Source organism: Aeromicrobium wangtongii (assembly GCF_024584515.1).
Taxonomy (GTDB): Bacteria; Actinomycetota; Actinomycetes; order Propionibacteriales; family Nocardioidaceae; genus Aeromicrobium; species Aeromicrobium wangtongii.
On record NZ_CP102173.1, the window covers coordinates 2,425,345 to 2,445,349 of the forward strand.

Annotated in this window: 22 protein-coding genes; 9 read left to right on the forward strand and 13 right to left on the reverse strand. The window is 69.3% G+C overall.

The window, feature by feature from the left end:
• Positions 1-89 precede the first annotated feature (89 nt).
• Complete coding sequence (locus NQV15_RS11915; protein ID WP_232400082.1) at positions 90-785, forward strand: hypothetical protein; 696 nt, start codon at positions 90-92, stop codon at positions 783-785.
• Here the strand turns inward: NQV15_RS11915 and NQV15_RS11920 are convergent.
• Genes NQV15_RS11920 through NQV15_RS11930 form a run of 3 tightly spaced genes read right to left on the reverse strand, consistent with a single transcriptional unit; the run spans position 782 to position 4,442 of the window.
• Positions 782-2,212 (reverse strand): aspartate ammonia-lyase, encoded by a 1,431-nt coding sequence (locus NQV15_RS11920; protein WP_232400083.1) that lies wholly within the window; start codon positions 2,210-2,212, stop codon positions 782-784. The two genes, NQV15_RS11915 and NQV15_RS11920, sit on opposite strands and share 4 nt — an antisense overlap.
• A gap of 33 nt (positions 2,213-2,245) precedes the next feature.
• On the reverse strand, positions 2,246-3,340 hold the full coding sequence (locus NQV15_RS11925; protein WP_232400084.1) for a branched-chain amino acid aminotransferase: 1,095 nt from the start codon (positions 3,338-3,340) through the stop codon (positions 2,246-2,248).
• 43 nt (positions 3,341-3,383) lie between these two features.
• Positions 3,384-4,442 (reverse strand): 3-isopropylmalate dehydrogenase, encoded by a 1,059-nt coding sequence (locus NQV15_RS11930; protein WP_232400085.1) that lies wholly within the window; start codon positions 4,440-4,442, stop codon positions 3,384-3,386.
• 537 nt (positions 4,443-4,979) lie between these two features.
• Here NQV15_RS11930 and NQV15_RS11935 point away from each other — a divergent pair.
• Positions 4,980-5,543 carry an O-methyltransferase gene (locus tag NQV15_RS11935; protein ID WP_232400086.1) on the forward strand — a complete coding sequence of 188 codons (564 nt, stop codon included), beginning with the start codon at positions 4,980-4,982 and terminating at the stop codon, positions 5,541-5,543.
• Here NQV15_RS11935 and yczE read toward each other — a convergent pair.
• Positions 5,524-6,126, reverse strand: a complete 603-nt coding sequence (gene yczE / locus NQV15_RS11940) for a membrane protein YczE (RefSeq protein ID WP_232400087.1) — start codon at positions 6,124-6,126, stop codon at positions 5,524-5,526. The two genes, NQV15_RS11935 and yczE, sit on opposite strands and share 20 nt — an antisense overlap.
• A 5-nt stretch (positions 6,127-6,131) precedes the next feature.
• Positions 6,132-6,287 (reverse strand): hypothetical protein, encoded by a 156-nt coding sequence (locus NQV15_RS11945; protein ID WP_232400088.1) that lies wholly within the window; start codon positions 6,285-6,287, stop codon positions 6,132-6,134.
• A gap of 60 nt (positions 6,288-6,347) precedes the next feature.
• Here NQV15_RS11945 and yczR point away from each other — a divergent pair, with 60 nt between their 5' ends.
• The 6 genes from yczR to NQV15_RS11975 all read left to right on the forward strand — a co-directional run bounded on the left by yczR (position 6,348) and on the right by NQV15_RS11975 (position 11,271).
• Entirely contained in the window at positions 6,348-7,799 is a 1,452-nt protein-coding gene (gene yczR / locus NQV15_RS11950; protein ID WP_232400089.1) for a MocR-like transcription factor YczR, read from the forward strand.
• 139 nt (positions 7,800-7,938) lie between these two features.
• Positions 7,939-8,583, forward strand: a complete 645-nt coding sequence (locus NQV15_RS11955) for a hypothetical protein (protein WP_232400090.1) — start codon at positions 7,939-7,941, stop codon at positions 8,581-8,583.
• Positions 8,580-9,212, forward strand: a complete 633-nt coding sequence (locus NQV15_RS11960) for a hypothetical protein (RefSeq protein WP_232400091.1) — start codon at positions 8,580-8,582, stop codon at positions 9,210-9,212. The genes NQV15_RS11955 and NQV15_RS11960 overlap by 4 nt, the downstream gene beginning before the upstream one ends.
• 51 nt (positions 9,213-9,263) lie before the next feature.
• Positions 9,264-9,560 carry a hypothetical protein gene (locus tag NQV15_RS11965; RefSeq protein ID WP_232400092.1) on the forward strand — a complete coding sequence of 99 codons (297 nt, stop codon included), beginning with the start codon at positions 9,264-9,266 and terminating at the stop codon, positions 9,558-9,560.
• Complete coding sequence (locus NQV15_RS11970; RefSeq protein ID WP_232400093.1) at positions 9,557-10,912, forward strand: hypothetical protein; 1,356 nt, start codon at positions 9,557-9,559, stop codon at positions 10,910-10,912. Before NQV15_RS11965 ends, NQV15_RS11970 begins: the two co-directional genes overlap by 4 nt.
• An 11-nt stretch (positions 10,913-10,923) precedes the next feature.
• Complete coding sequence (locus tag NQV15_RS11975; protein ID WP_232400094.1) at positions 10,924-11,271, forward strand: hypothetical protein; 348 nt, start codon at positions 10,924-10,926, stop codon at positions 11,269-11,271.
• A gap of 33 nt (positions 11,272-11,304) precedes the next feature.
• Here the strand turns inward: NQV15_RS11975 and ilvC are convergent, their stop codons facing one another.
• Genes ilvC through NQV15_RS11990 form a run of 3 tightly spaced genes read right to left on the reverse strand, consistent with a single transcriptional unit; the run spans position 11,305 to position 14,675 of the window.
• Complete coding sequence (gene ilvC, locus NQV15_RS11980) at positions 11,305-12,330, reverse strand: ketol-acid reductoisomerase (RefSeq protein ID WP_232400095.1); 1,026 nt, start codon at positions 12,328-12,330, stop codon at positions 11,305-11,307.
• Positions 12,331-12,366: 36 nt separating this feature from the next.
• Entirely contained in the window at positions 12,367-12,897 is a 531-nt protein-coding gene (ilvN, locus tag NQV15_RS11985) for an acetolactate synthase small subunit (protein ID WP_232400096.1), read from the reverse strand.
• Positions 12,897-14,675: an acetolactate synthase large subunit gene (locus NQV15_RS11990; protein ID WP_232400097.1), complete on the reverse strand. Its 1,779-nt coding sequence runs from the start codon at positions 14,673-14,675 to the stop codon at positions 12,897-12,899. The genes ilvN and NQV15_RS11990 overlap by 1 nt, the downstream gene beginning before the upstream one ends.
• Positions 14,676-15,014: 339 nt before the next feature.
• Between NQV15_RS11990 and NQV15_RS11995 the strand changes: the two genes are divergently transcribed.
• Positions 15,015-15,365, forward strand: coding sequence for a hypothetical protein (locus NQV15_RS11995; protein WP_232400098.1), 351 nt, complete (start codon positions 15,015-15,017; stop codon positions 15,363-15,365).
• A 64-nt stretch (positions 15,366-15,429) separates the two neighbouring features.
• Here the strand turns inward: NQV15_RS11995 and NQV15_RS12000 are convergent, their stop codons facing one another.
• The 5 genes from NQV15_RS12000 to NQV15_RS12020 are packed head-to-tail and all read right to left on the reverse strand — an operon-like array spanning position 15,430 to position 19,921.
• On the reverse strand, positions 15,430-16,056 hold the full coding sequence (locus tag NQV15_RS12000) for a maleylpyruvate isomerase N-terminal domain-containing protein (protein WP_232400099.1): 627 nt from the start codon (positions 16,054-16,056) through the stop codon (positions 15,430-15,432).
• Entirely contained in the window at positions 16,050-17,492 is a 1,443-nt protein-coding gene (locus NQV15_RS12005) for an SDR family oxidoreductase (protein WP_232400105.1), read from the reverse strand. Before NQV15_RS12005 ends, NQV15_RS12000 begins: the two co-directional genes overlap by 7 nt.
• A 43-nt stretch (positions 17,493-17,535) precedes the next feature.
• Positions 17,536-18,201 (reverse strand): hypothetical protein, encoded by a 666-nt coding sequence (locus tag NQV15_RS12010; protein ID WP_232400106.1) that lies wholly within the window; start codon positions 18,199-18,201, stop codon positions 17,536-17,538.
• Positions 18,198-18,785, reverse strand: a complete 588-nt coding sequence (locus NQV15_RS12015; RefSeq protein ID WP_232400108.1) for a hypothetical protein — start codon at positions 18,783-18,785, stop codon at positions 18,198-18,200. Before NQV15_RS12015 ends, NQV15_RS12010 begins: the two co-directional genes overlap by 4 nt.
• A 44-nt stretch (positions 18,786-18,829) precedes the next feature.
• A complete protein-coding gene (locus NQV15_RS12020) occupies positions 18,830-19,921 on the reverse strand; it encodes a hypothetical protein (RefSeq protein ID WP_232400110.1) in 1,092 nt (363 codons plus the stop codon).
• Positions 19,922-20,005 lie beyond the last annotated feature (84 nt).

Genomic DNA, 20,005 nt, shown 5'->3' on the forward strand with positions numbered 1-20,005 from the left:
CGCGGCGGGCGAGGTGTTTCAGCGCCCGGCGCGCCTGTCGATAATGATCGAGCTGCTCTGCATGCGCGCCAGTCTAGACTGATCGTCCTATGACCGCCAGACCCGTTCCCCGTCCCGCGGAGGCGCGAGTCATGTACGCCGTGATGACCGCCGAGCCCGTCGGTACCGACGATCTCATCGCCGTCCCGTCGCCCGATCTGTTGCGCAGGTACGGCACCTCCGAGGCGTCGCTTCGCCAGCTGGACTCGCGCCCGCACCAGACGCTGTTCCTGCGCACCGCAGAGCTCCAGGACGCTGCCGCGACCCAGCTCGCCGTCCGGGTCGAGGCGCTCCGCATGGCCGCCGAGCACGACGGTCTCGTGATCGACCTGACGATCCCCCGCGTCGTGGAGGATCGCCCGGACGCCGTCTCGCTCGCGTACGCCACCCAGTGGTACGTCGTCGATCCCTTGGCGTTGACGGCCGGCCGCCTGGAGACGGTCGGCCTGGCGTCCTTCGGCCTGCCGGAGGTCGCCCTCGAGGGCGTGGACAGCACGACCCACCCGATGTTCGGCGCCGTGCTGGCCGGGCTGGCGCACCGGCTGATCGCCGAGTGGCCGGCCAACGACCCCGTCGGCTCGGCGACGGTCACCCTGCGGGACATCGCATACGGACTGGGCGACCCGGCCGCCGGCACCACACCCGGCGACCGGTCCGTCGACGTCGCGATCGAGTACGACCCCGCTGAGCAACGGCTCATCGTGCGGCTCCTGGGCGACCCCGCAGAGACGCTGTTCGCGCCCTAGTGCCCGGGCCGCTTCGACAAGTTGGCCAGCACCTCGGGCCGCAGGATCGCCTCGAGCTTCGCGCGGGGAAGCAGGCCGCGCTCCAGCACGAGCTCGGCGACTCCCCGGCCTGACACGAGTGCCTCCTTGGCCACCTCGGTCGCGGCGGCGTACCCGATGTACGGGTTGAGGGCCGTGACCAGCCCGATCGAGTTCTCGACCTCCGCGCGCAGCAGCTCGACATTGGCGGTGATGCCGTCCACGCACCGCTCCGCGAGCACCAGGATGGAGGCGCGCAGACGCGAGATGCCGGCCGACAGTGAGTAGCAGATGACCGGCTCGAAGGCGTTGAGCTGCAGCTGACCGGCCTCGGCGGCCATCGTGACCGTCACGTCGTGGCCGATGATCTGGAAGGCGACCTGGTTGACGACCTCCGGGATGACCGGGTTGACCTTGCCCGGCATGATGCTCGACCCTGCCTGGACGGGCGGCAGGTTGATCTCGTTGAGCCCGGCGCGGGGGCCGGACGACAGGAGCCGCAGGTCGTTGCAGATCTTGGACAGCTTGACCGCGACGCGCTTGAGCGTCCCCGACAGCTGCACGAACGCGCCGCAGTCCTGGGTCGCCTCGATCAGGTCGACGGCCGTCTCCAGCGGCAGGCCCGTGATGTCGGCGAGGTGGCCGCAGGCGGCCTGGACGTATCCGGCCGGCGCGTTGAGCATCGTGCCGATCGCGGTCGCGCCGAGATTGATCTCGTGCAGCAGCAGGACGGCCTCGCCGAGGCGGGCGCGGTCCTCGCCGATCATCAACGAGTAGGTGCGGAACTCCTGCCCCAGCGTCATGGGAACGGCGTCCTGCAGCTGGGTGCGTCCCATCTTCAGGACGTCGTGGAACTCGTCGGCCTTGCGGGCGAACGAGTCCTCGAGCACCTGCATCGCCGCCAGGAGGTCGTGGGTCGCCATGATGACCGCGATCTTGACCGCCGTCGGGTAGACGTCATTGGTCGACTGGCTCAGGTTGACGTGCTCGTTGGGGTGGATGACGTCGTACTGGCCCCTGGCGTGGCCCATGATCTCCAGGGCCCGGTTGGCGATGACCTCGTTGGCGTTCATGTTGGTCGACGTCCCGGCGCCGCCCTGGATGACGTCCACGACGAACTGGTCCGACAGCGCCCCGGCGCGGATCTCCTCGCAGGCGGCGCGGATCGCGGCGTACCGCTGGTCGTCGAGCAGTCCGAGCTCGTTGTTGGCGGTGGCGGCCGCCTGCTTGACGGCCGCCAGCGCCTGGACGAGATACGGGCTGGACGCGATCGGGATGCCGGTGATCGGGAAGTTGTCCAGCGCACGGAGCGTGTGGACGCCCCAGTACGCGTCGGACGGGACCTCGCGGTCCCCGATCAGGTCGTGCTCGGAACGGGTGATCAGAGTGTCGGGTGTGACGTGTGCCATGACCCGATCAGATCACACCTGCCGAAGGCAGGCCTACGAGACGCGCGTGAGCCAGCCGTGCCGGTCCTCGGCGCGCCCGTACTGGATGTCGATCAGCGCCGAGCGGATGTCGGAGGTCACCTTGCCGGCCTCGCCGTCCCCGGACGTCACCTCGCCGCCGTCCCACTTCAACGTGCCGACGGGGGTGATGACAGCGGCCGTGCCGCACGCGAACACCTCGGTGATGGAGCCGTCCGCGACACCTTCACGCCACTCCTGGATGCTGACCCGACGCTCGACGACCTCGTGTCCGAGGTCGCGCGCGACCTGGATGATGCTGTCGCGGGTGATGCCCTCCAGGATCGAGCCGGACAGCGTCGGCGTCACGATCGAGCCGTCGGAGTGGACGAAGTACAGATTCATCCCACCGAGCTCCTCGATCCAGGTGTGCTCGGTGGAGTCCAGGAACACGACCTGCTCGCAGCCGTGCTCCATGCCCTCCTGCTGGGGAAGCAGGCTGGCGGCGTAGTTGCCACCGCACTTGGCCGCGCCGGTGCCGCCGGTGCCCGCCCGCGAGTACTGCGACGACAGCCAGATCGAGACCGGCTTCACGCCGCCCTTGAAGTAGGCGCCGGCCGGCGAGGCGATGACCGAGTACGTGACGTGCTGCGAGGGACGCACGCCGAGGAAGACCTCCGAGGCGAACATGAACGGGCGCAGGTACAGGCTCTTCTCGCCGCCGGAGGGGACCCAGTCGCGATCAGCGTCGACGAGCGCCGTGACCGAGCCGAGGAACCAGTCGGTCGGCAGCTCCGGCAGCGCCAGACGGTGCGCCGAGCGCTGCAGGCGGGCCGCATTCGCCTCGGGACGGAACAGCCACACCGAGCCGTCGGCGTGGACATATGCCTTCAGGCCCTCGAAGATCTCCTGCGCGTAGTGCAGGACGGCCGTGGCCGGATCGATCGAGAGGGGGCCGTATGGCACGACGCGGCCATTGGCCCAGCCGGTGTCCGGCGTCCACTCGGCCAGGAACATGTGGTCGGTGAAGTGGTTGCCGAAGCCGGGGTCGGCCAGGATCGCGTCACGCTGCTCGGGTGTCTTCGCAGCGGGGTTACGCGAGACGGTGGCGGCGAACGGGGTGGAGGTCATGATGCTCACGGTACAACTTTCTGGTCGGAGGTCGTGGGGGTCGCTAGGCGACCGATACGCCTTCGGCCACGCGTGACGCGAGAGCCTCCCCCACCTCCTCGGTGGATCGCAGGGCCCCGCCCCGCTCGGCGATGTCGGCCTCGACCGCGGCCGTGATCTTCCCGGCGGCCTCGGGGAAACCGAGGTGGTCCAGCAGCAGGCCGGCCGACAGGACGGCTGCGGTCGGGTCGGCCTTGGACTGGCCGGCGATGTCGGGCGCCGAGCCGTGGACGGGCTCGAACATGCTGGGCGCCGTGCGGTCAGGGTTGACGTTGCCGCTCGCGGCCAGGCCGATGCCACCGGTGATGGCGGCGGCCAGGTCGGTCAGGATGTCGCCGAACAGGTTGTCGGTGACGATGACGTCGAATCGTCCCGGATCGGTCACCAGGAAGATCGTCGCGGCGTCGACGTGCAGGTAGTCCACCGACACCTCGGGGAACTCCTCGGCGACCGCGTTGACCGTGCGGCTCCACAGGTGTCCGGCGTGCACGAGGACGTTGTTCTTGTGCACGAGCGTCAGCTTGCGGCGCGGACGCGCCTGGGCGCGCGCGAAGGCATCGCGCACGACCCGCTCGACGCCGAACGCCGTGTTGAGGCTGACCTCGGTGGCCAGCTCCTGCGGCGTCCCCACCCGGATCGCGCCGCCGTTGCCGACGTACGGACCCTCGGTGCCCTCACGGACGACGACGAAGTCGATCTCACCGGGGTTGCCCAACGGAGTCGGAACCCCGGTGAACAGCTTGGACGGCCGCAGGTTGACGTAGTGGTCCAGCGCGAAGCGCAGCTTCAGCAGCAGGCCACGCTCCAGGACGCCCGACGGGACGCTCGGGTCGCCGATCGCGCCCAGCAGGATCGCGTCGTGCCCACGGATCTCCTCCAGCACCGTCTCGGGCAGGACCTCGCCCGTCGCGTGGTAGCGCCGCGCACCCAGGTCGTACTCGGTGGTGGCGAACGAGATGTCGTGGGCGGGGGCGATGACATCCAGGACCTTGAGGGCCTGGGCGGTCACCTCGGGTCCGATGCCGTCACCGGCCACGACTGCGAGCGAGAAAGAGGTCGTCATGCTGTCCATCCTATGATCCACATCTCAAGATGTGAAACTGCGGTCCCGACATGTGGATCGAGCTCGGTCTCAGTTGTCGTCGGGCCGGTCGGCCGGTTCGATCTCGGGCCGGGTCGCCTCGTCACGCAGGTGCGCCGGTCCCCACTCCATGAGCTTGCGTTCCATGATGTTTCTCCTCAGATGAATAGACGGTTGGACACGGGTTCGGCGGATTCCGCCGTCCAGCGCGCCACATGCCCGGAGATCGTCCAAGGATGTGCGAGGTGGGCGATCAGATCGTGTCGTTCACGATCGATCTGCTCCTGCCCTGCTGCGGAACGGCGGGCCAACGCCGAAACTCCGCGACAGGGTGTGGCCCTAAGAGGCCCTGCCGCGGCAAGCGATGACTACGAGCTGCTTCCGCATGATGGAGTGAGCCTAACCCGCTCAGACGTCCCGACGGGCCAACTTGTGGTGCGTGTCTCACGGAGTGGTCGCATCGCCGCACGCCGGCCGCGCCGGCAGCCGCCTCTTTCGGTTCGTGAAACACTGATCGGCGTGAGTGCACCCGCGGAAGTCCCCGAACTGGTCTCGAGGGCACTGGACCTGTCCCGACAGCGAGGGTTCATCACCTCCATCCGCAACGAGACCGGCCGGCTGCTGGCCGCCCTGGCCGCCTCCCGGACCGGGACCCTGGCCGAGCTGGGCACCGGATGCGGCGTCGGATCGGCCTGGCTGTCCAGCGGTGCGCCGAAGGACGCCCGGATCGTCAGCGCCGAGCTGGACCCGGTGCTGGCCAAGGACGTGCAGAAGATCTTCGCCGACACGCAGAACGTCGACGTCATCGCGGGCGACTGGTCGACCCTCGAGCAGTACGCACCGTTCTCGCTGCTGTTCATCGACATCCCCGAGGTCATGGAGACCATCGACGTCGTCGCCGACCTGCTCGAGCCCGGCGGCATCGTGGTGCTGGACGACTTCGTGCCGTCGGCGTTCTGGCCACCCATCGTCGAGGGACGCGTCGACACCGTCCGCGAGCGGTGGCTGACCGACGAGCGCTTCGCCGCCGTCGAGATGCTGATCGACGTCGACGCCTCGCTCATCATCGCGACGCGGCGCTGACCTTCGGCTGCGGCCCGAACTGGGTCCAGCGCAGGAACAGCTGCACCAGCGGCCCGATCGTCAGGGCGTACACGACCGTGCCGACCCCGACGGTGCCGCCGAGGGCGAATCCGAGCACGACGACCGTGACCTCCACGACCGTGCGCCAGAGGCGGACGCTACGGCCGGTCCGTCGCACCAGCCCGAGCCAGAGGCCGTCGCGCGGACCCGATCCGAGCGCCGCGCCGATGTAGAGGGCGCCCGCGAAGCCATTGCCGACGACTCCCCCGACCAGCAGCGCGATCCGCAGCCACAGCTCGTCGGGACGCGCGATGACCGCGATGCCGACGTCGGCCGCCAGACCCACGACGATCACGTTCAGGACCGTCCCGATGCCCGGCACCTGCCGCAGCGGGACCCACAGCAGCAGCACGACGGCTCCGACCGCGATGACGACCTGTCCGAAGGTGAGGCCCACGTGATGGGTCAGGCCCTCGTGCAGGACATCCCACGGATCGAGGCCCAGCGTCGACTCGAGGATCATCGCCATCGTGAACCCGTAGAGGAACAGACCGGTGACCAGCTGCACCAGCCGCCCGGTCATCCGCATCACCGGCGCAGCTCCCGGTCGACGCGCGTGCCGAGCTCCTCGTGGTGGCTGCGGGGCGGCGGGAGGGTGCCGTACCCGTCGGTGGCCACGAGGCGTGCCAAGCGCCACGTGAGGAGCAGCAGGAGCGGCACGCCCAGCGCCACGAGGAGGATCATGGGTCCAGCGTGGACCTAATTGGCATTCGTTTCCATAGCCACTTGTGCAAGAGTGGCCTCGTGGCCCTGACTCTCTCCGCCCGCCGGCTCGCCGAGCTCCTCGGCCCGCTGGATCATGCCGGCCCGGCCTACCGCGAGATCGCCGACCGGATCCGGCTGCTGGTCGTAGACGGACGAGTCGCCGACGGCAGCCGGCTACCCTCCGAGCGCGAGCTCGCGACCGCGCTGGGGGTCAGCCGCACGACCACGACCCGGGTGTACGCCGAGCTGCGGGAGGCCGGCATCCTGGTGTCCCGACAGGGATCGGGCACCGTCGTCAGGCTGCCGCTGGCCACCTCCAGCACCAGCAGCCTGATCGTCACGCCTGATGACTCGGGCACGATCGCCTTGACCTATGGGGCGCCGGCCGGTCCCCCGGGCCTGGCCCGGGCCTTCGAGTCGGCCCTCACCAAGCTGCCCGGCCTGCTGTCCACCAGCGGCTACCTGCCGGACGGCCTGCCCATGCTGCGCGAGGTGCTGGCGCAGCGGTACACCGACGACGGGTTGCCGACCGATCCGAGCCAGATCATCGTGACCAGCGGTGCGATGGGCGCGATCTCACTGCTGGCCCGGTCGCTGATCACCCCGGGTCAGCGGGTCGTCGTCGAGGGCGTCAGCTATCCGCATGCCCACGACTCGTTCACCGCCGCCGGGGCACGCCTGTCGGCCCTGCCGGTCGACCGCTCCCCCTGGGACACCGAGGCGCTGACGGCCCTGCTCGCCGGGTCACCGCACCGGGCGGCATACCTCATCCCCGACTTCCACAACCCGACCGCGGCGGTCATGAGCGATGACGAGCGGGCCGTGTGGGCACGCGAGCTGCGCCGGCACGATGTCGTGCCGATCGTCGACTCGTCGCTGCGTGAGGTCAACCTTGACGGCATCGAGCTCCCGCCGCGGTTCGCCGCCTACGATCCCCGCGCGATCATGATCGACTCGTCGTCCAAGGCGTACTGGGGCGGGTTGCGCGTCGGCTGGATCCGGGCGCCGCACGAGTTCGTCACGCCATTGGTCCAGGCGCGCATGATGGACGACCTCGGCTCGTCCGCCTTCGACCAGCTGGTGCTGTCCGAGCTGCTCACCGAGGGCGGGCAGACCGCGGCCGCCGGACGCGCGCGCTCCCGGGCCGCCCGCGACCACCTGCTCGCCGAGCTGGCCCACCACCTTCCGGGCATCCAGGCGCCCTGCCCGCCGGGCGGGTTGAGCCTGTGGGTCACGCTGCCCGAGCGGATGTCGTCCCGGCTGACCTCGGCAGCGTCCCACCACGGGCTGCTGCTGACGCCCGGCCCCCGGTTCTTCTCCCGCGCCGGCACCGCGGGCGAGCGTCACCTGCGGTTGCCGTACATCCAGTCGCACGACGTCATGACCGAGGTGGTCCACCGGCTCAGGCGCGCGTACGACGAGGTCCTGGACGGGGCCACGACGAGCGACCGCGCACCGCGGCCGTCCAGGACCCTCGAGATGATCGCCTGACATCTGTGCCGACGCGGGTGTGTCCCCCTGTCACATGGGCCGGTGCGACCCTCGTTGACGTGCGGCCACCCGCGGGGGGTCGCTACTGTGTCGCCAGCGCCACGCCAAGCCACCACGCACGCACACCTGGGAGCAACACGTGACCACAGACGACGACCGACCCGACGTCGACATCGCCGCTGATCCCGCGATCTGGCTCCGCGGACCGTCGCCCGAGGCCTCGGACGAGGACCGACGCGAGTGGCTCCTCGGCGCCCAGCACGCGGTGTCGACCGACTTCGACCTGGAGAACGCCAAGGGCGGGGCCGACTACCGCGAGTACCTCTCCCAGGTCCTGAAGGCCTTCGTGAGCTGGCAGACCTCGGCCAACGTGACATTCCTGCGGATGCGGCATCAGGGTGACACGCCCATCCCGGTGTCGCTCGAGCTCTACTCACGCACGGACCTGCAGGACATCGCCGCCGACCCGTCGATCGACTTCTCCACCGACAAGCCGCTCGCGGACCAGTTCGTCGACAGCCTGCTGGCCGACCCGGACGACGTGCCGACGGTGGGCGAGACGTCGTGCGAGCCGGTCGGCACCACGGGGTGGCAGCGGCTGGTCTACTGGGTGGAGGACCCGAAGGACGGTGTGACCGGCCGGGTCCGGTACGTGCGCCACTTCGAGGCGTCCGGAGTCGTGGCGGTGTTCCGGTTCGGTGGCCTCGACCCCGCCCTCACGATCGAGGCACTCGAGGACGTCGACGAGCTCGCCCTCGGCGTGCGGGTCGGCGGTGAGTCATGACCGAGCAGGCCACGATCGCCGGCTACCGTCTGGCCGTGCCGCCACCATGGCGTCGGATCAGTCTGGACTCCACTGCCGAGGCGACGATCCAGGCGATCGTCGACGACGTCGCCGCGAAGCACACGCCCGCGTCGGTGTCGCCCGACGAGATCGGGCCCCGCAAGCGTGAGCTCGTCCGCGAGCTGATGAGCCAGGTCACCCAGGCCCGCGACAACGGCGGGGTCGACCTCTACCTGCCGCTGGACCAGATCCACGGCTACTCCGTGCAAGCGTCGTTCGTGGTGAACCGGGTGATCCCGGATGCGAACATGTCCGCCGACGAGGTGCCCGGCGTCATGGCGTCGCTGCTGCGCGATCCCACGACGGCACCGGTGACGGTCGCCGACACGGTGTGGGTCCGCCGCGAGCGGTCGGTGCCCGCAGAGGGGCAGGAGCCGCCGGTCGACTCGGTGCGGGTCGACTACTTCACCGCCGTCCCCGGCCAGGCGCGGAGCTGGATCATGGTGTCGTTCTCCTCGGCCGGGGCACCGATCGTCGGCCCGGAGGGGGAGCTCAACATGCTGGTCGAGCTGTTCGACGCCATCATGAGCACATGGAGATGGCACTACGATGCTGTCCCACCGGCGTGAGCCGGCGACACACACGAATCCTGGATGACGTCGAGAGCACGGGGGCACGACATGTCAGACGCAGATCTGAAGGTGGACTACTACCGTCTTGAGGACAGCGAACGTGTCCTCTCGACCTTGAAGAGCGAGTTCGACGGCATCGAGGACAACACGAGCGGAAGCGTGGACGTCTGGAGCCACCCCCGCGTCCGTGACGCGATGGACGAGTTCTCGGGCAACATGGACTACAACCGCAAGAAGCTGAGCGAGAAGATCAAGGACTGCGGCGAGAAGATCTCCGCCACGCTGGAGACCTTCCGCGAGGCCGACCAGGACCTCGCCGACTCCTTCGACGAGGAGCGCGCATGAGCAAGCGGGCCGGTGAGTGGCACCTCCTCGGGCACGACAGCGATCCCGTGCCCGGCGACTGGGAGCAGATCCAGGACGCAGCAAGACACCTGAGCGGCATCGCCGACACCATCGCCAACCAGGTGCGCCGTCTGCGGCAGATCAACGAGGACGACCAGATCTTGCGCGGCGAGTACGCCGACGGCCTGAAGAAGTCGTGCGGTGATCTCGCCGACGACCTGGACCGCGTCCAGGGACGGTTCGAGAAGGTCGGCGAGGAGCTCGCCGGCTGGTGGTCCCCCGTCATGACCGCGCGGACCCAGACCTGGAACGCCCTGCAGGATGCGGAAGCCGCCCAGCAGGTGCTGGACGCCAACCCGTCCCCCGGCCCGGCGGCCCCGGGATCGCCGCCACCCACCGAGGCGGAGAAGGACGCCGAGGAGATCCGCGCGGGCAAGGTCGACGGCGCGTCCGGCGACCTCACGGCCGCCCAGCGGGCCTTCGACGAAGCGATGTCGACGTATGACGAGAAGGCCAAGAAGGTCGCAGAGGCGATCGAGGACGCGTCCGACGACGACATGAAGGACGGTCGCTGGGACAAGTTCAAGAACTGGGTCGATGCGAATGCCAAATGGCTCAAGAAGATCGCCGACATCATCAGCATCATCGTGACGGTCGTCGCGGTCATCGCGCTGTTCTGCACCCCGGTCGGCTGGGTCATGGCGATCGTCGGGGCCCTGGCCTTGGTCGGCCTCGCGATCAGGTTCGCGCTCGCGGCGTCGGGCAACGGTTCATGGACCGACTTCGCCCTCGACGTGGTGGGGATCCTGACGCTCGGCACCGGACGCATCGCGGCGAGCCTGGCCAAGCTCGGGCGCGGCGCGACCCTGCGTGCCGTGGCGCCGGTGGCAGGCCGGGCCGCGCAGGCACGGACTGTTGCGGGCCTGCGCCAGGCCTTCGCGGACGCCTCGCTGCTGCGGAAGCCCGGTGTGTGGCTGACGAAGTCCAATCCGGTGTCGCGCTGGATCGCCGGCCGCACGGCCTACTCGACGGAGAAGGCCGCGTGGCTGGGCAAGGAGCTGGCGCCGGAGGTGACGACCGCGCTGCAGCGGCTCCGCGCCGGCGGTGACGAGATGGCCGCGGCCCTGCGCTCCGAGCTCGACGACATCACGACCCGCTTCGGACCTGGTCTCGTCGACGGTCTGCACAGCGGCGCCACCCAGGTCGCCGAGAACGCGGCCCGGGCCGGCACCGGCATCGACATCGTCGACACCCTGCTGGGCGACAACAGTGCGGTGAACTACCCGGGCGTCGGGCCGTACAACGACCTCAAGGACGTCTGGAAGTACAGTCCGGGCGGTCACCTCAATTGACGCGCGCACCAGTGGTCCAGCCCAAGTGCCCACGATGGATCTGGCTGCCCAGCCTGGGTGGCTTCTTCGGCGTCATCGCGCTCCTGGTCCTGCACGTGCTGCCTGAGTCCACGCACCCGTACCTGGCCTGGGCCATGGCGCTCGTGCCGCTGGCCGCGATGGGCGTCCTCGCACGGGAGTGGCGCCACCGCCGCCCCGTCACGGCGCACGAGCTGGAGTACGTCCGCGTCGGCATCGGGGTGCTGACGCTCTCCGGGATCGCCGCCCTGAGCGGCGGTGCGATCCCGCTGACCCTCGTGGCGGGTCCGGCCTTCTGGTTCTGGACGGTCGCGGACACGCGCAAGGGGCGCCGCACCTGACGGTGCGACGCCCCTGACGGGTGGTGCTGGTGACTAGCGGGCGGCCTGGCCGTCGATGTAGTCGGCGTCCTGCTGCTTCCACGAGAAGTGCGAGCGCAGGATCTTGCCGGTCTTCTCGATCGGGTGTCCGGCCTCCTCCTCGCGCAGACGCAGGAACTCAGACGCGCTGTCGTCCTGGTCGTCGATGAAGCGCTTGGCGAAGGTGCCGTCCTGGATGTCGGCGAGCACGGCCTTCATGCGCTCCTTGACCGAGTCGTCGATGATGCGCGGTCCGGAGACGTAGTCGCCGTACTCGGCGGTGTCGGAGATGCTCCACCGCTGCTTGGCGATGCCGCCCTCCCACATCAGGTCGACGATGAGCTTGAGCTCGTGCAGCACCTCGAAGTAGGCGATCTCCGGCTGGTAGCCGGCCTCGGTGAGCGTCTCGAACCCGGCCTGGACCAGGTGCGACATGCCGCCGCACAGCACGGCCTGCTCGCCGAACAGATCGGTCTCGGTCTCCTCGGTGAACGTCGTCTTGATGACACCGGCGCGGGTGCCGCCGATGGCCTTCGCGTACGACAGCGCCAGGTCCCAGGCCTTGCCGCTGGCGTCCTGCTCGACGGCGATGATGTCGGGGATGCCGCGGCCGTCGACGAACTCACGACGCACGGTGTGACCCGGCGCCTTGGGAGCGACCAGCACGACGTCGACACCCTTCGGGGGCGTGATGTAGCCGTAGCGGACGTTGAAGCCGTGACCGAAGACGAGGGCGTCGCCGTCGACCAGGTTGGGCTCGATGGCCTCGGCGTACACGTGGCGCTGCACCTGGTCGGGGGCGAGGATGACGATGACGTCGGCCTCCTCCACCGCCTCGGCCACGGAGCGGACGCGCAGTCCCTCGGCCTCGGCCTTGGCGCGGCTCTTGGAGCCCTCGAGCAGGCCGACGCGCACGTCGACACCCGAGTCGCGCAGGTTCAGCGCGTGCGCGTGCCCCTGGCTGCCGTAACCGATGACCGCAACATTGCGGCCCTGGATGATGCTCAGATCGGCGTCGTCGTCATAGAAAAGTTCAGCCACGGACGTATCTCCTCGGGAGTTCATTACGGGGGGTTTTCAGCTGACCTGCGTACCGGGGACGGTGCGCAGGGTGCGGTCGGTGATGGAACGGGACCCGCGGCCGATGGCCACACGTCCGGACTGGGCGATCTCGCGGATCCCGAACGGCTCGAGGACGTTCAGCATCGCGGTGAGCTTGCCCGCGTCGCCGGTCGCCTCGATCGTCACGGCGTCGGTGGCGACGTCGACCACCTTAGCCCTGAACAGATTGACCGTCTCGAGGACCTGACCACGGGTCTGGGGGTCGGTCTTGACCTTGATCAGCATGAGCTCGCGCTCGACCGCGCTGGACGACTCGAGCTCGACGATCTTCAGGACGTTGACCAGCTTGTTGAGCTGCTTGGTGACCTGCTCGAGCGGCAGGTCCTCGACGCTCACCACGATCGTCATACGCGAGATCTCGGGAATCTCGGTGGGACCGACGGCCAGCGAGTCGATGTTGAAGCCGCGTCGCATGAACAGGCTCGAGACGCGGGCGAGCGCGCCCGGGGTGTTCTCGACCAGCACCGACAGAGTGTGCGATGTCATCAGATGTCTTCCTCGTCCCACTCCGGCGCGAGGTCTCGCGCGATCTGGATGTCGTCGTTGCTCGCGCCGCCGTGGACCATGGGCCACACCATCGCGTCACGCTCGACGACGAAGTCGATGACGACCGGACGATCGGTGATCGCCATGGCCTTCTCGATCGTGGCGTCGAGATCAGCCTCGCTGTCGCAGCGCAGGCCCACGCACCCGTAGGCGTCCGCGAGCTTGACGAAGTCGGGGATGCGCCGGGCGCCGATCGACTCCGGTCCGGTGTTGAGGTCGGTGTTGGAGTACCGGCCTTCGTACAGCAGCGTCTGCCACTGGCGGACCATGCCGAGCGAGGAGTTGTTGATGACCGCGACCTTGATCGGGATGCCCTCGATCGCGCAGGTCGCCAGCTCCTGGTTGGTCATCTGGAAGCAGCCGTCACCGTCGATGGCCCACACGACCTTGCCGGGCAGGCCGACCTGGGCGCCCATCGCTGCGGGGACCGAGTAGCCCATCGTGCCGGCGCCGCCGGAGTTGAGCCACTGGCGCGGACGCTCGTAGTCGACGTAGTGCGCAGCCCACATCTGGTGCTGTCCGACACCGGCGACGTAGGTGGCGTCCGGTCCGGCGATCGCGCTGAGGCGCTCGATGACCGTCTGCGGGGCCAGGCCCGATGCCGGCTTGTCGTAGCCGACCGGGAACTTGGCCTTGACCGCGAGCATCTGCTCCTTCCACGCCGAGTAGTCGCCCTCGACGCCGTCCTCGTCGGCCTGCTTGCGCAGGGTGGTGATCAGGTCGGCGATGACCTCGCGGCAGTCGCCCACGATCGGGACGTCGGCGATGCGGTTCTTGGAGATCTCGGCCGGATCGATGTCGGCGTGGATGATCTTGGCCAGCGGCGCGAACGAGGACAGCTGGCCCGTCACCCGGTCGTCGAAGCGCGCGCCGAGCGAGATCAGCAGGTCGCTGCGCTGCAGCGCGGCGACGGCCGCGACCGTTCCGTGCATGCCCGGCATGCCCAGGTGCAGCTCGTGGGAGTCGGGGAACGCGCCCCGTGCCATGAGGGTCGTGACGACCGGGATCTGCGTGAGCTCGGCGAGCATCTTGAGCTCGGCGGCCGCATTGGCCTTGATGACACCGCCGCCGACGTAGAGGACGGGGCGCTCCGCGGCGGCGATCAGCCGAGCGGCCTCACGCACCTGCTTGCCGTGCGGGCGGGTCGTCGGCCGGTAGCCCGGCAGCGCCAGCTCGTTCGGCCAGTGGAAGGACGTCTTTGCCTGCAGCGCGTCCTTGGCGATGTCGACGAGCACCGGGCCCGGGCGACCGGTGCCGGCGATGTGGAACGCCTCGGCGATGACGCGCGGGATGTCAGCAGCGTCGGTGACCAGGTAGCTGTGCTTGGTGATCGGCATCGTGATGCCGCGGATGTCAGCCTCTTGGAAACCGTCCGTGCCGATGAGGTGGGTCGCCACCTGGCCGGTGATCGCGACGATCGGGACCGAGTCCATGAACGCGTCGGCGATCGCGGTGACCAGGTTGGTCGCGCCAGGGCCGGATGTCGCCATGCAGACGCCGACCTTACCGGTGACCATCGCGTAGCCCTGCGCGGCGTGTCCTGCTCCCTGCTCGTGCCGGACCAGGATGTGTCGGATCTGCTCGGAGTCGAAGAGCGGGTCGTAGGCCGGAAGGATGGCGCCGCCCGGGATACCGAAGATGGTGTCCACGCCAGCGTGCTCCAGCGCTCGAACGAGGCTCTGGGCCCCGGTCAGCTGCTCGGAGATCTGCTCTGTCATGAGTCTTGATACCTAACTGTTCGTTTCATCGTAGGCCGGTTGCGACCTGGTTCGATCGCATAAAAAAATCCCCCGGCCCCAGACGTTCACTGGGTGCTATCGAGGGAGACGCGGAGCCGAATGAAGGCTATCGCGTCACTGACGTACTACGAGGAGGGGAGCGTGCATGCCCTCAGCATGAACCGGGCGCAGGGAAATATCAAGTCGCGAGACAAGGCGTACCAACATGTGGACATGTCCTGTCCCGACGACCCCCCGGTTGGCCCGGACCCCGCCTCATGGGATGCAATGGAAGGGACCTGCCGCACAGAGGCAGGCGCCTAACTTAGGGGAACTCACATGAAGAAGACCATGAGCGCGGCGTTCCTCGTCGCAGCACTGGCCCTCACATCCGCGTGCGGCGGAAGCGACGACAACCGTCCCACCAAGGCCGAGGTGAAGACCGCCATCACGAGCGAGGACAGCGTCTTCGGCACCGCGATCCCCGAGGAGTCCGCCGACTGTGTCGCGGGCGTCCTGGTCGACTCGGACGTCTCCGACAAGACGCTGAAGGCGATCGTCGAGAGCGATGACGACTACAAGGGCAGCAAGGACGACGAGAAGGCCCTCACCGGCCTCAGCGACGAGTTCGCCAAGTGCGTCACCACCAAGACGCCCGCTCCGGACGCCACGGAGACTCCTGCGCAGTAGTACCCCGCGCATCAAGGAACGGCCCGGTGGAGCATCGCTCCCCGGGCCGTTCGCATGTCCGGTGTCAGAGCAGCGGCAGCGCGGCGTCGTCGCTCGGCTCGCGCCCCGTGGCCTGGCGGATCCAGGTGAGCCGCTCCCCCGTCTGCGGCGGCGAGCCGGCCACCTCTGCGTAGGCCTGCGCCAGGGCACCGGCCACCGCGTCGACCGCCTCGTCGAGCAGCGGCGGCGCGGGGACGGTCGGCACCGACCGGCCGAGGTCGTCACCGTGGACGACGAGCTCCAGCAGCCGCGTCATCACGAAGTCGTCCAGCCCGATGGTGCCGCGCGGGCCCCGGACGACATCGGTGTGCAGTGCATCCAGGGTCGAGAAGCCGAGCCTCGCACAGTTGTCGATGCCGCCGAGCAGATCGCTCTCGAACGACCGCGCGAGCTGGATCGTGCCGTCGGCGATCTCCTGTGCCGAGGCGCTGTACGCCGCTATGTACGAACCCAGGGTCTCGGTGCGTGCGCCGGGCTCGGGGCCGAGCACCGTGAGGGCCAGGAACGAGCGGCCCAGGTGCGTCACGAGCTCGTGGACGTTCCACGCCTCGAGGACGCTCGGTTCGGTGCGGTGGTCCAGCAGGCCGGAGTTCTCGATCCAGGCCCGCAGGTCCGTCCACTGGCGGTGCAGCAGATCGCGCGACGTCACCACGGCGACGCCTCGTAGTCCTTGAGGAACACGCCGTGGACGTCCTCGCCTGCTTCACCTCGCACGATCGGATCGTAGACGCGCGCGGCGCCGTCCACCAGGTCCAGCGGCGCCTTGAAGCCCTCCTCGGCGAGGCGGACCTTGGTCGGGTGCGGACGCTCGTCGGTGATCCACCCGGTGTCGACGGCGGTCATGAGGATGCCGTCCTCCTCCAGCATCTCCCCCGCGCTCGTGCGGGTGAGCATGTTGAGGGCGGCCTTGGCCATGTTGGTGTGCGGGTGCCCGGGACCCTTGTAGCGCCGGCTGAACTGGCCCTCCATCGCCGAGACGTTGACGACGTAGGTGCGCCGGGCCTCCGAAGCGGCCATCGACGGCCGCAGCCGGCTGACCAGGATGAACGGCGCGGTGGTGTTGCACAGCTGGACCTCGAGCAGCTCCAGGGCATCGACCTCGTGCACGCGCTGCGTCCAGCTGTTGACGTCGACGGTGTCGGGCACGAGCCCGCCGGCGTCGATGCGCGACAGATCCGCGGAGCCGGCCATCAGCGCCATCGAGGTCAGCTCCTCGGCGGTGTGGGAGTCGCCGGCCATCACGGGGTGCGACGCGACCGAGCCCACGAGCGCCGCCGGGTGCGCGTCGCTGGTGTGGCCGAAGGTCAGCAGCTCGGGCAGCGGCCCCTCGGGCAGCGGTGCGTTCTCCGCCTCGGCCAACGGCGCGTACGCGCCGGGCGTGCGCCGCACGGTCTGGGCGGCGTTGTTGATCAGGATGTCGAGCGGCCCCTGCTCGGCGACGGAGTCGGCCAGGCCGACGACCTGGGCGGGATCGCGCAGGTCGATGCCGACGATGCGCAGACGGTGGATCCAGTCGGCGCTGTCGGGCATCGCGGTGAAGCGCCGCACGGCGTCGTGCGGGAAGCGGGTGGTGATCGTGGTGTGCGCACCGTCGCGCAGCAGCCGCAGCGCGATGTACATGCCGATCTTGGCGCGGCCGCCGGTCAGCAGCGCACGCTTGCCGGTCAGATCGGTGCGGGCGTCCCGCTTGGCGCGGTTCAACGCGGCGCACTCGGGGCAGAGCTGGTGGTAGAACGCGTCGACGACGGTGTACTTCTGCTTGCAGATGTAGCAGGGACGCGGGACGAGCAAGGTGCCCGCAGTGGCACCGGCGGCGTTCGAGACCAGCGGGATGCCTTCGGTCTCGTCGTCGATGCGCGTGGGCGACCCGGTGGCGGTGGTGGCGACCACGGCGCGGTCGGCCGCGGCGACCTCGGCCCGCTTGGCGAGCCGGCGCTGCTTCTTGACGTCCTTGTAGAACTTGCCGCAGGCCCGACGCAGCGCGACGTACGCCTCGTCGTCCTCCTCGAGGTACTGGGCCTCACCCAGGACCTTCAGAGCGGTCGCCAGCTCATCGTGGTCGAACTTTGCACGGGGATGAGAGGACATAGGTCCCATTCTCCCTGACCGCCCGGCACCGCCACAGTGCGGGTTAGCGCCGCCAGAACCGGGACTGACGCCTGCGGTGCAGCACGTGCGCATCCCCCAGCGCGGCCCGCACCTCCTCGGGCACGCCACCCATCCCCGTGATCGTGACGGTCGCCACTCCCAGCGCCTCCAGGCTCGTCGACGCGCTCAGGGCTGAGTCGAGGGCAGAGCCCACTTCGTCGGCGTCGCCGGCCTCGGCGACGTAGGCGATGCAGCCCAGCAGCGGGCTGTCGTCCACCGTGTAGCTGAAGGCATGAACCTCCTGGACGCTGCCGGTGCCCGTTGCCGCGTCGACCACCGCGTTGCGCACGGCCTCGTCGAGCTCCCAAGCGGCGACGCGCACCTGCGAGCGGGGCGGGAAGGGCGCGACGTACCGCTTGAGCTGGGCGACATAGGCCGCCGGTGCCGTCATCCCCGTCGACCGCTCGGGGTCGACGACAACGCCGACGCCGTCCGGGAGCAGCGCGAGCAGCTCCCGGACCTTGATCTGCTTGAGCTCCCACGACTCGACGTGCAGCGCCTCGGTCGCGATCTCCTCGCTGGTCCACACGGCCACCATCTGCTGGCCGGGCGTCGGCTCACTGCCGGAGAAGACACCGGTCGTGCGGTCGACGCCGATGAGGACGGTCGCGAACAGGAAGTCCCACTTGGTCGCGAACACGCTGCTCATCGCGAGCCGAGATGGCCGACGGGTAGGACGTTCATGCTGACAACCATGAGCTCGATCACCCCTGGACGATACCGCCGGGTGCCGAACCTGCTTCCACTGAGGATTGCGCTCTCGAAGTCTGTGATCAGCAGGTGCTTTCCCAGGTCGCGCACCGTAGCAGTGCGCGGCACGGTGAGGCGGACGCCTCCGTCGAAGATGATCGTGAGCTCGACCCCGTCGTCGGCCACGGTCTCGAGTTCGTACCACTCGTCGTAGGGCCGGCCGAGCCAGCCGTCCGGCATCAAGAAGTAGACGCTGTGCCAGCGCCGGAAGAACGCACGGATGACCGCAGGAGACAGCTGGCCGATCATCTCGAGAAAGTCGCGGCACGCTTCGTCCTCGCTCTTGAAGACGACCGGGTTTTGATAGCTGCCGCGCTCGAAGTAGGACGTGAGCCAGGTGCCGTCCAGCCGTCTCACCAGGACGGAGACGTTGTCGTCACCCGGCAGCCGGCCGTTCTCCTCGCCGATCCACACGCGCCGATACGGCTCGTCGGACGCCGCAATGGCCTCGCGGACGTCCGCGACGGTCAGCGTGGGTCCCACGTCCGTACCGGCAGCGCGACGCCTCGCCCGCGGGCGCCACCAGCTCACCACCGTCGCCACCACGGCTGCTTGGTTGCTCCGCCCGGGCCGTGCCCCGGCAGCGGGCCGACGACCGAGCTCCATCCGTTGGTGAGCCACGTCCGCGCGGGGCCGACGCCATGCTTGAGGGTGCTGCCCGCGGCGAGGCCACGCTCGAGTGCTGCACCATCGACCGGGACCTCGAGCTGGTGCTCCCAGTGGATGCCGCCCCCGTAGTCCTTCGGGTCCAGGACCACGGGGTCGGGCAACCCCAACAGGTCATGGGCGGCCAGGGCGAGGGCGTCATCGGGGTCGCGATGCTGCGACGCCGGCAGCACCGTCAGCACGAGCGGCTCGGTGGCGGGCGCAGGAGCCTGCGTGAGGTCGCCTGCTCCGGCGGCGCGCAACAACCAGGTCAGCGACGACGTGCGCGCGCCGATGTCGGACCTCAGAACGGTCAGTCGCAGGTGTCCGTCACCGACGGACGTCTCGGCCAGCCACCAGGTGCGCTCGCCGGGCGCCATCGCCTGCAGCCAGGTCTCCACCGTCCAGCGCGCGTCCTCGCCTCGCCGCACCACCTCGCTCGGGGGCACGCAGGCAGCCACGAACCACGGCGGCAGATCAGCCGATCGTGCCAACGCTGACACGACCTCGCGTAACCGGTCGAGCACGATCTGCGGCGACCCGTCCACCAGTACGCCGTAGGTCTGGTTGGGGCCGCGCACCGCCAGCGGACGTCCGTCCAGCACGGCGAGCTCCTCGTCGACGGCAGGTGTAGCCCACTGGCGCTGAAGATCGGGTCGATGAGCGAGGTACCCGATCCGGCGCCGAGGCGATGTGGCAGGACGGGCCCCGTCATACGGCGCCGCCTCACCCGTGCCGTGCAGCGTGGCATCCGTGATGTCGTCGACCAGGACCCAGCCGCCGGCGGGCCCCACGTACCACCACGCGAGTGACCCGAGCTCGAACTGCGCCTCGACGCGACCGCGATCCAGCGGTGCCGACATCCTCCACTCGGCGGGATTGCCGTGCCCGTCCCCGGCGGGATGGTGAGAGACGATCGACTGCCCGTCCTCGACCAGCGCGGCGGCGACGATCGCCAGGAATGACCCAGCCACCGGTGTCAGCTCTTGACGTGGAACGACTGCACGTCGACCGACAGGTCTGCCATGTGTTCCCCCGGAAGTGGTTGTCAGCTGCAA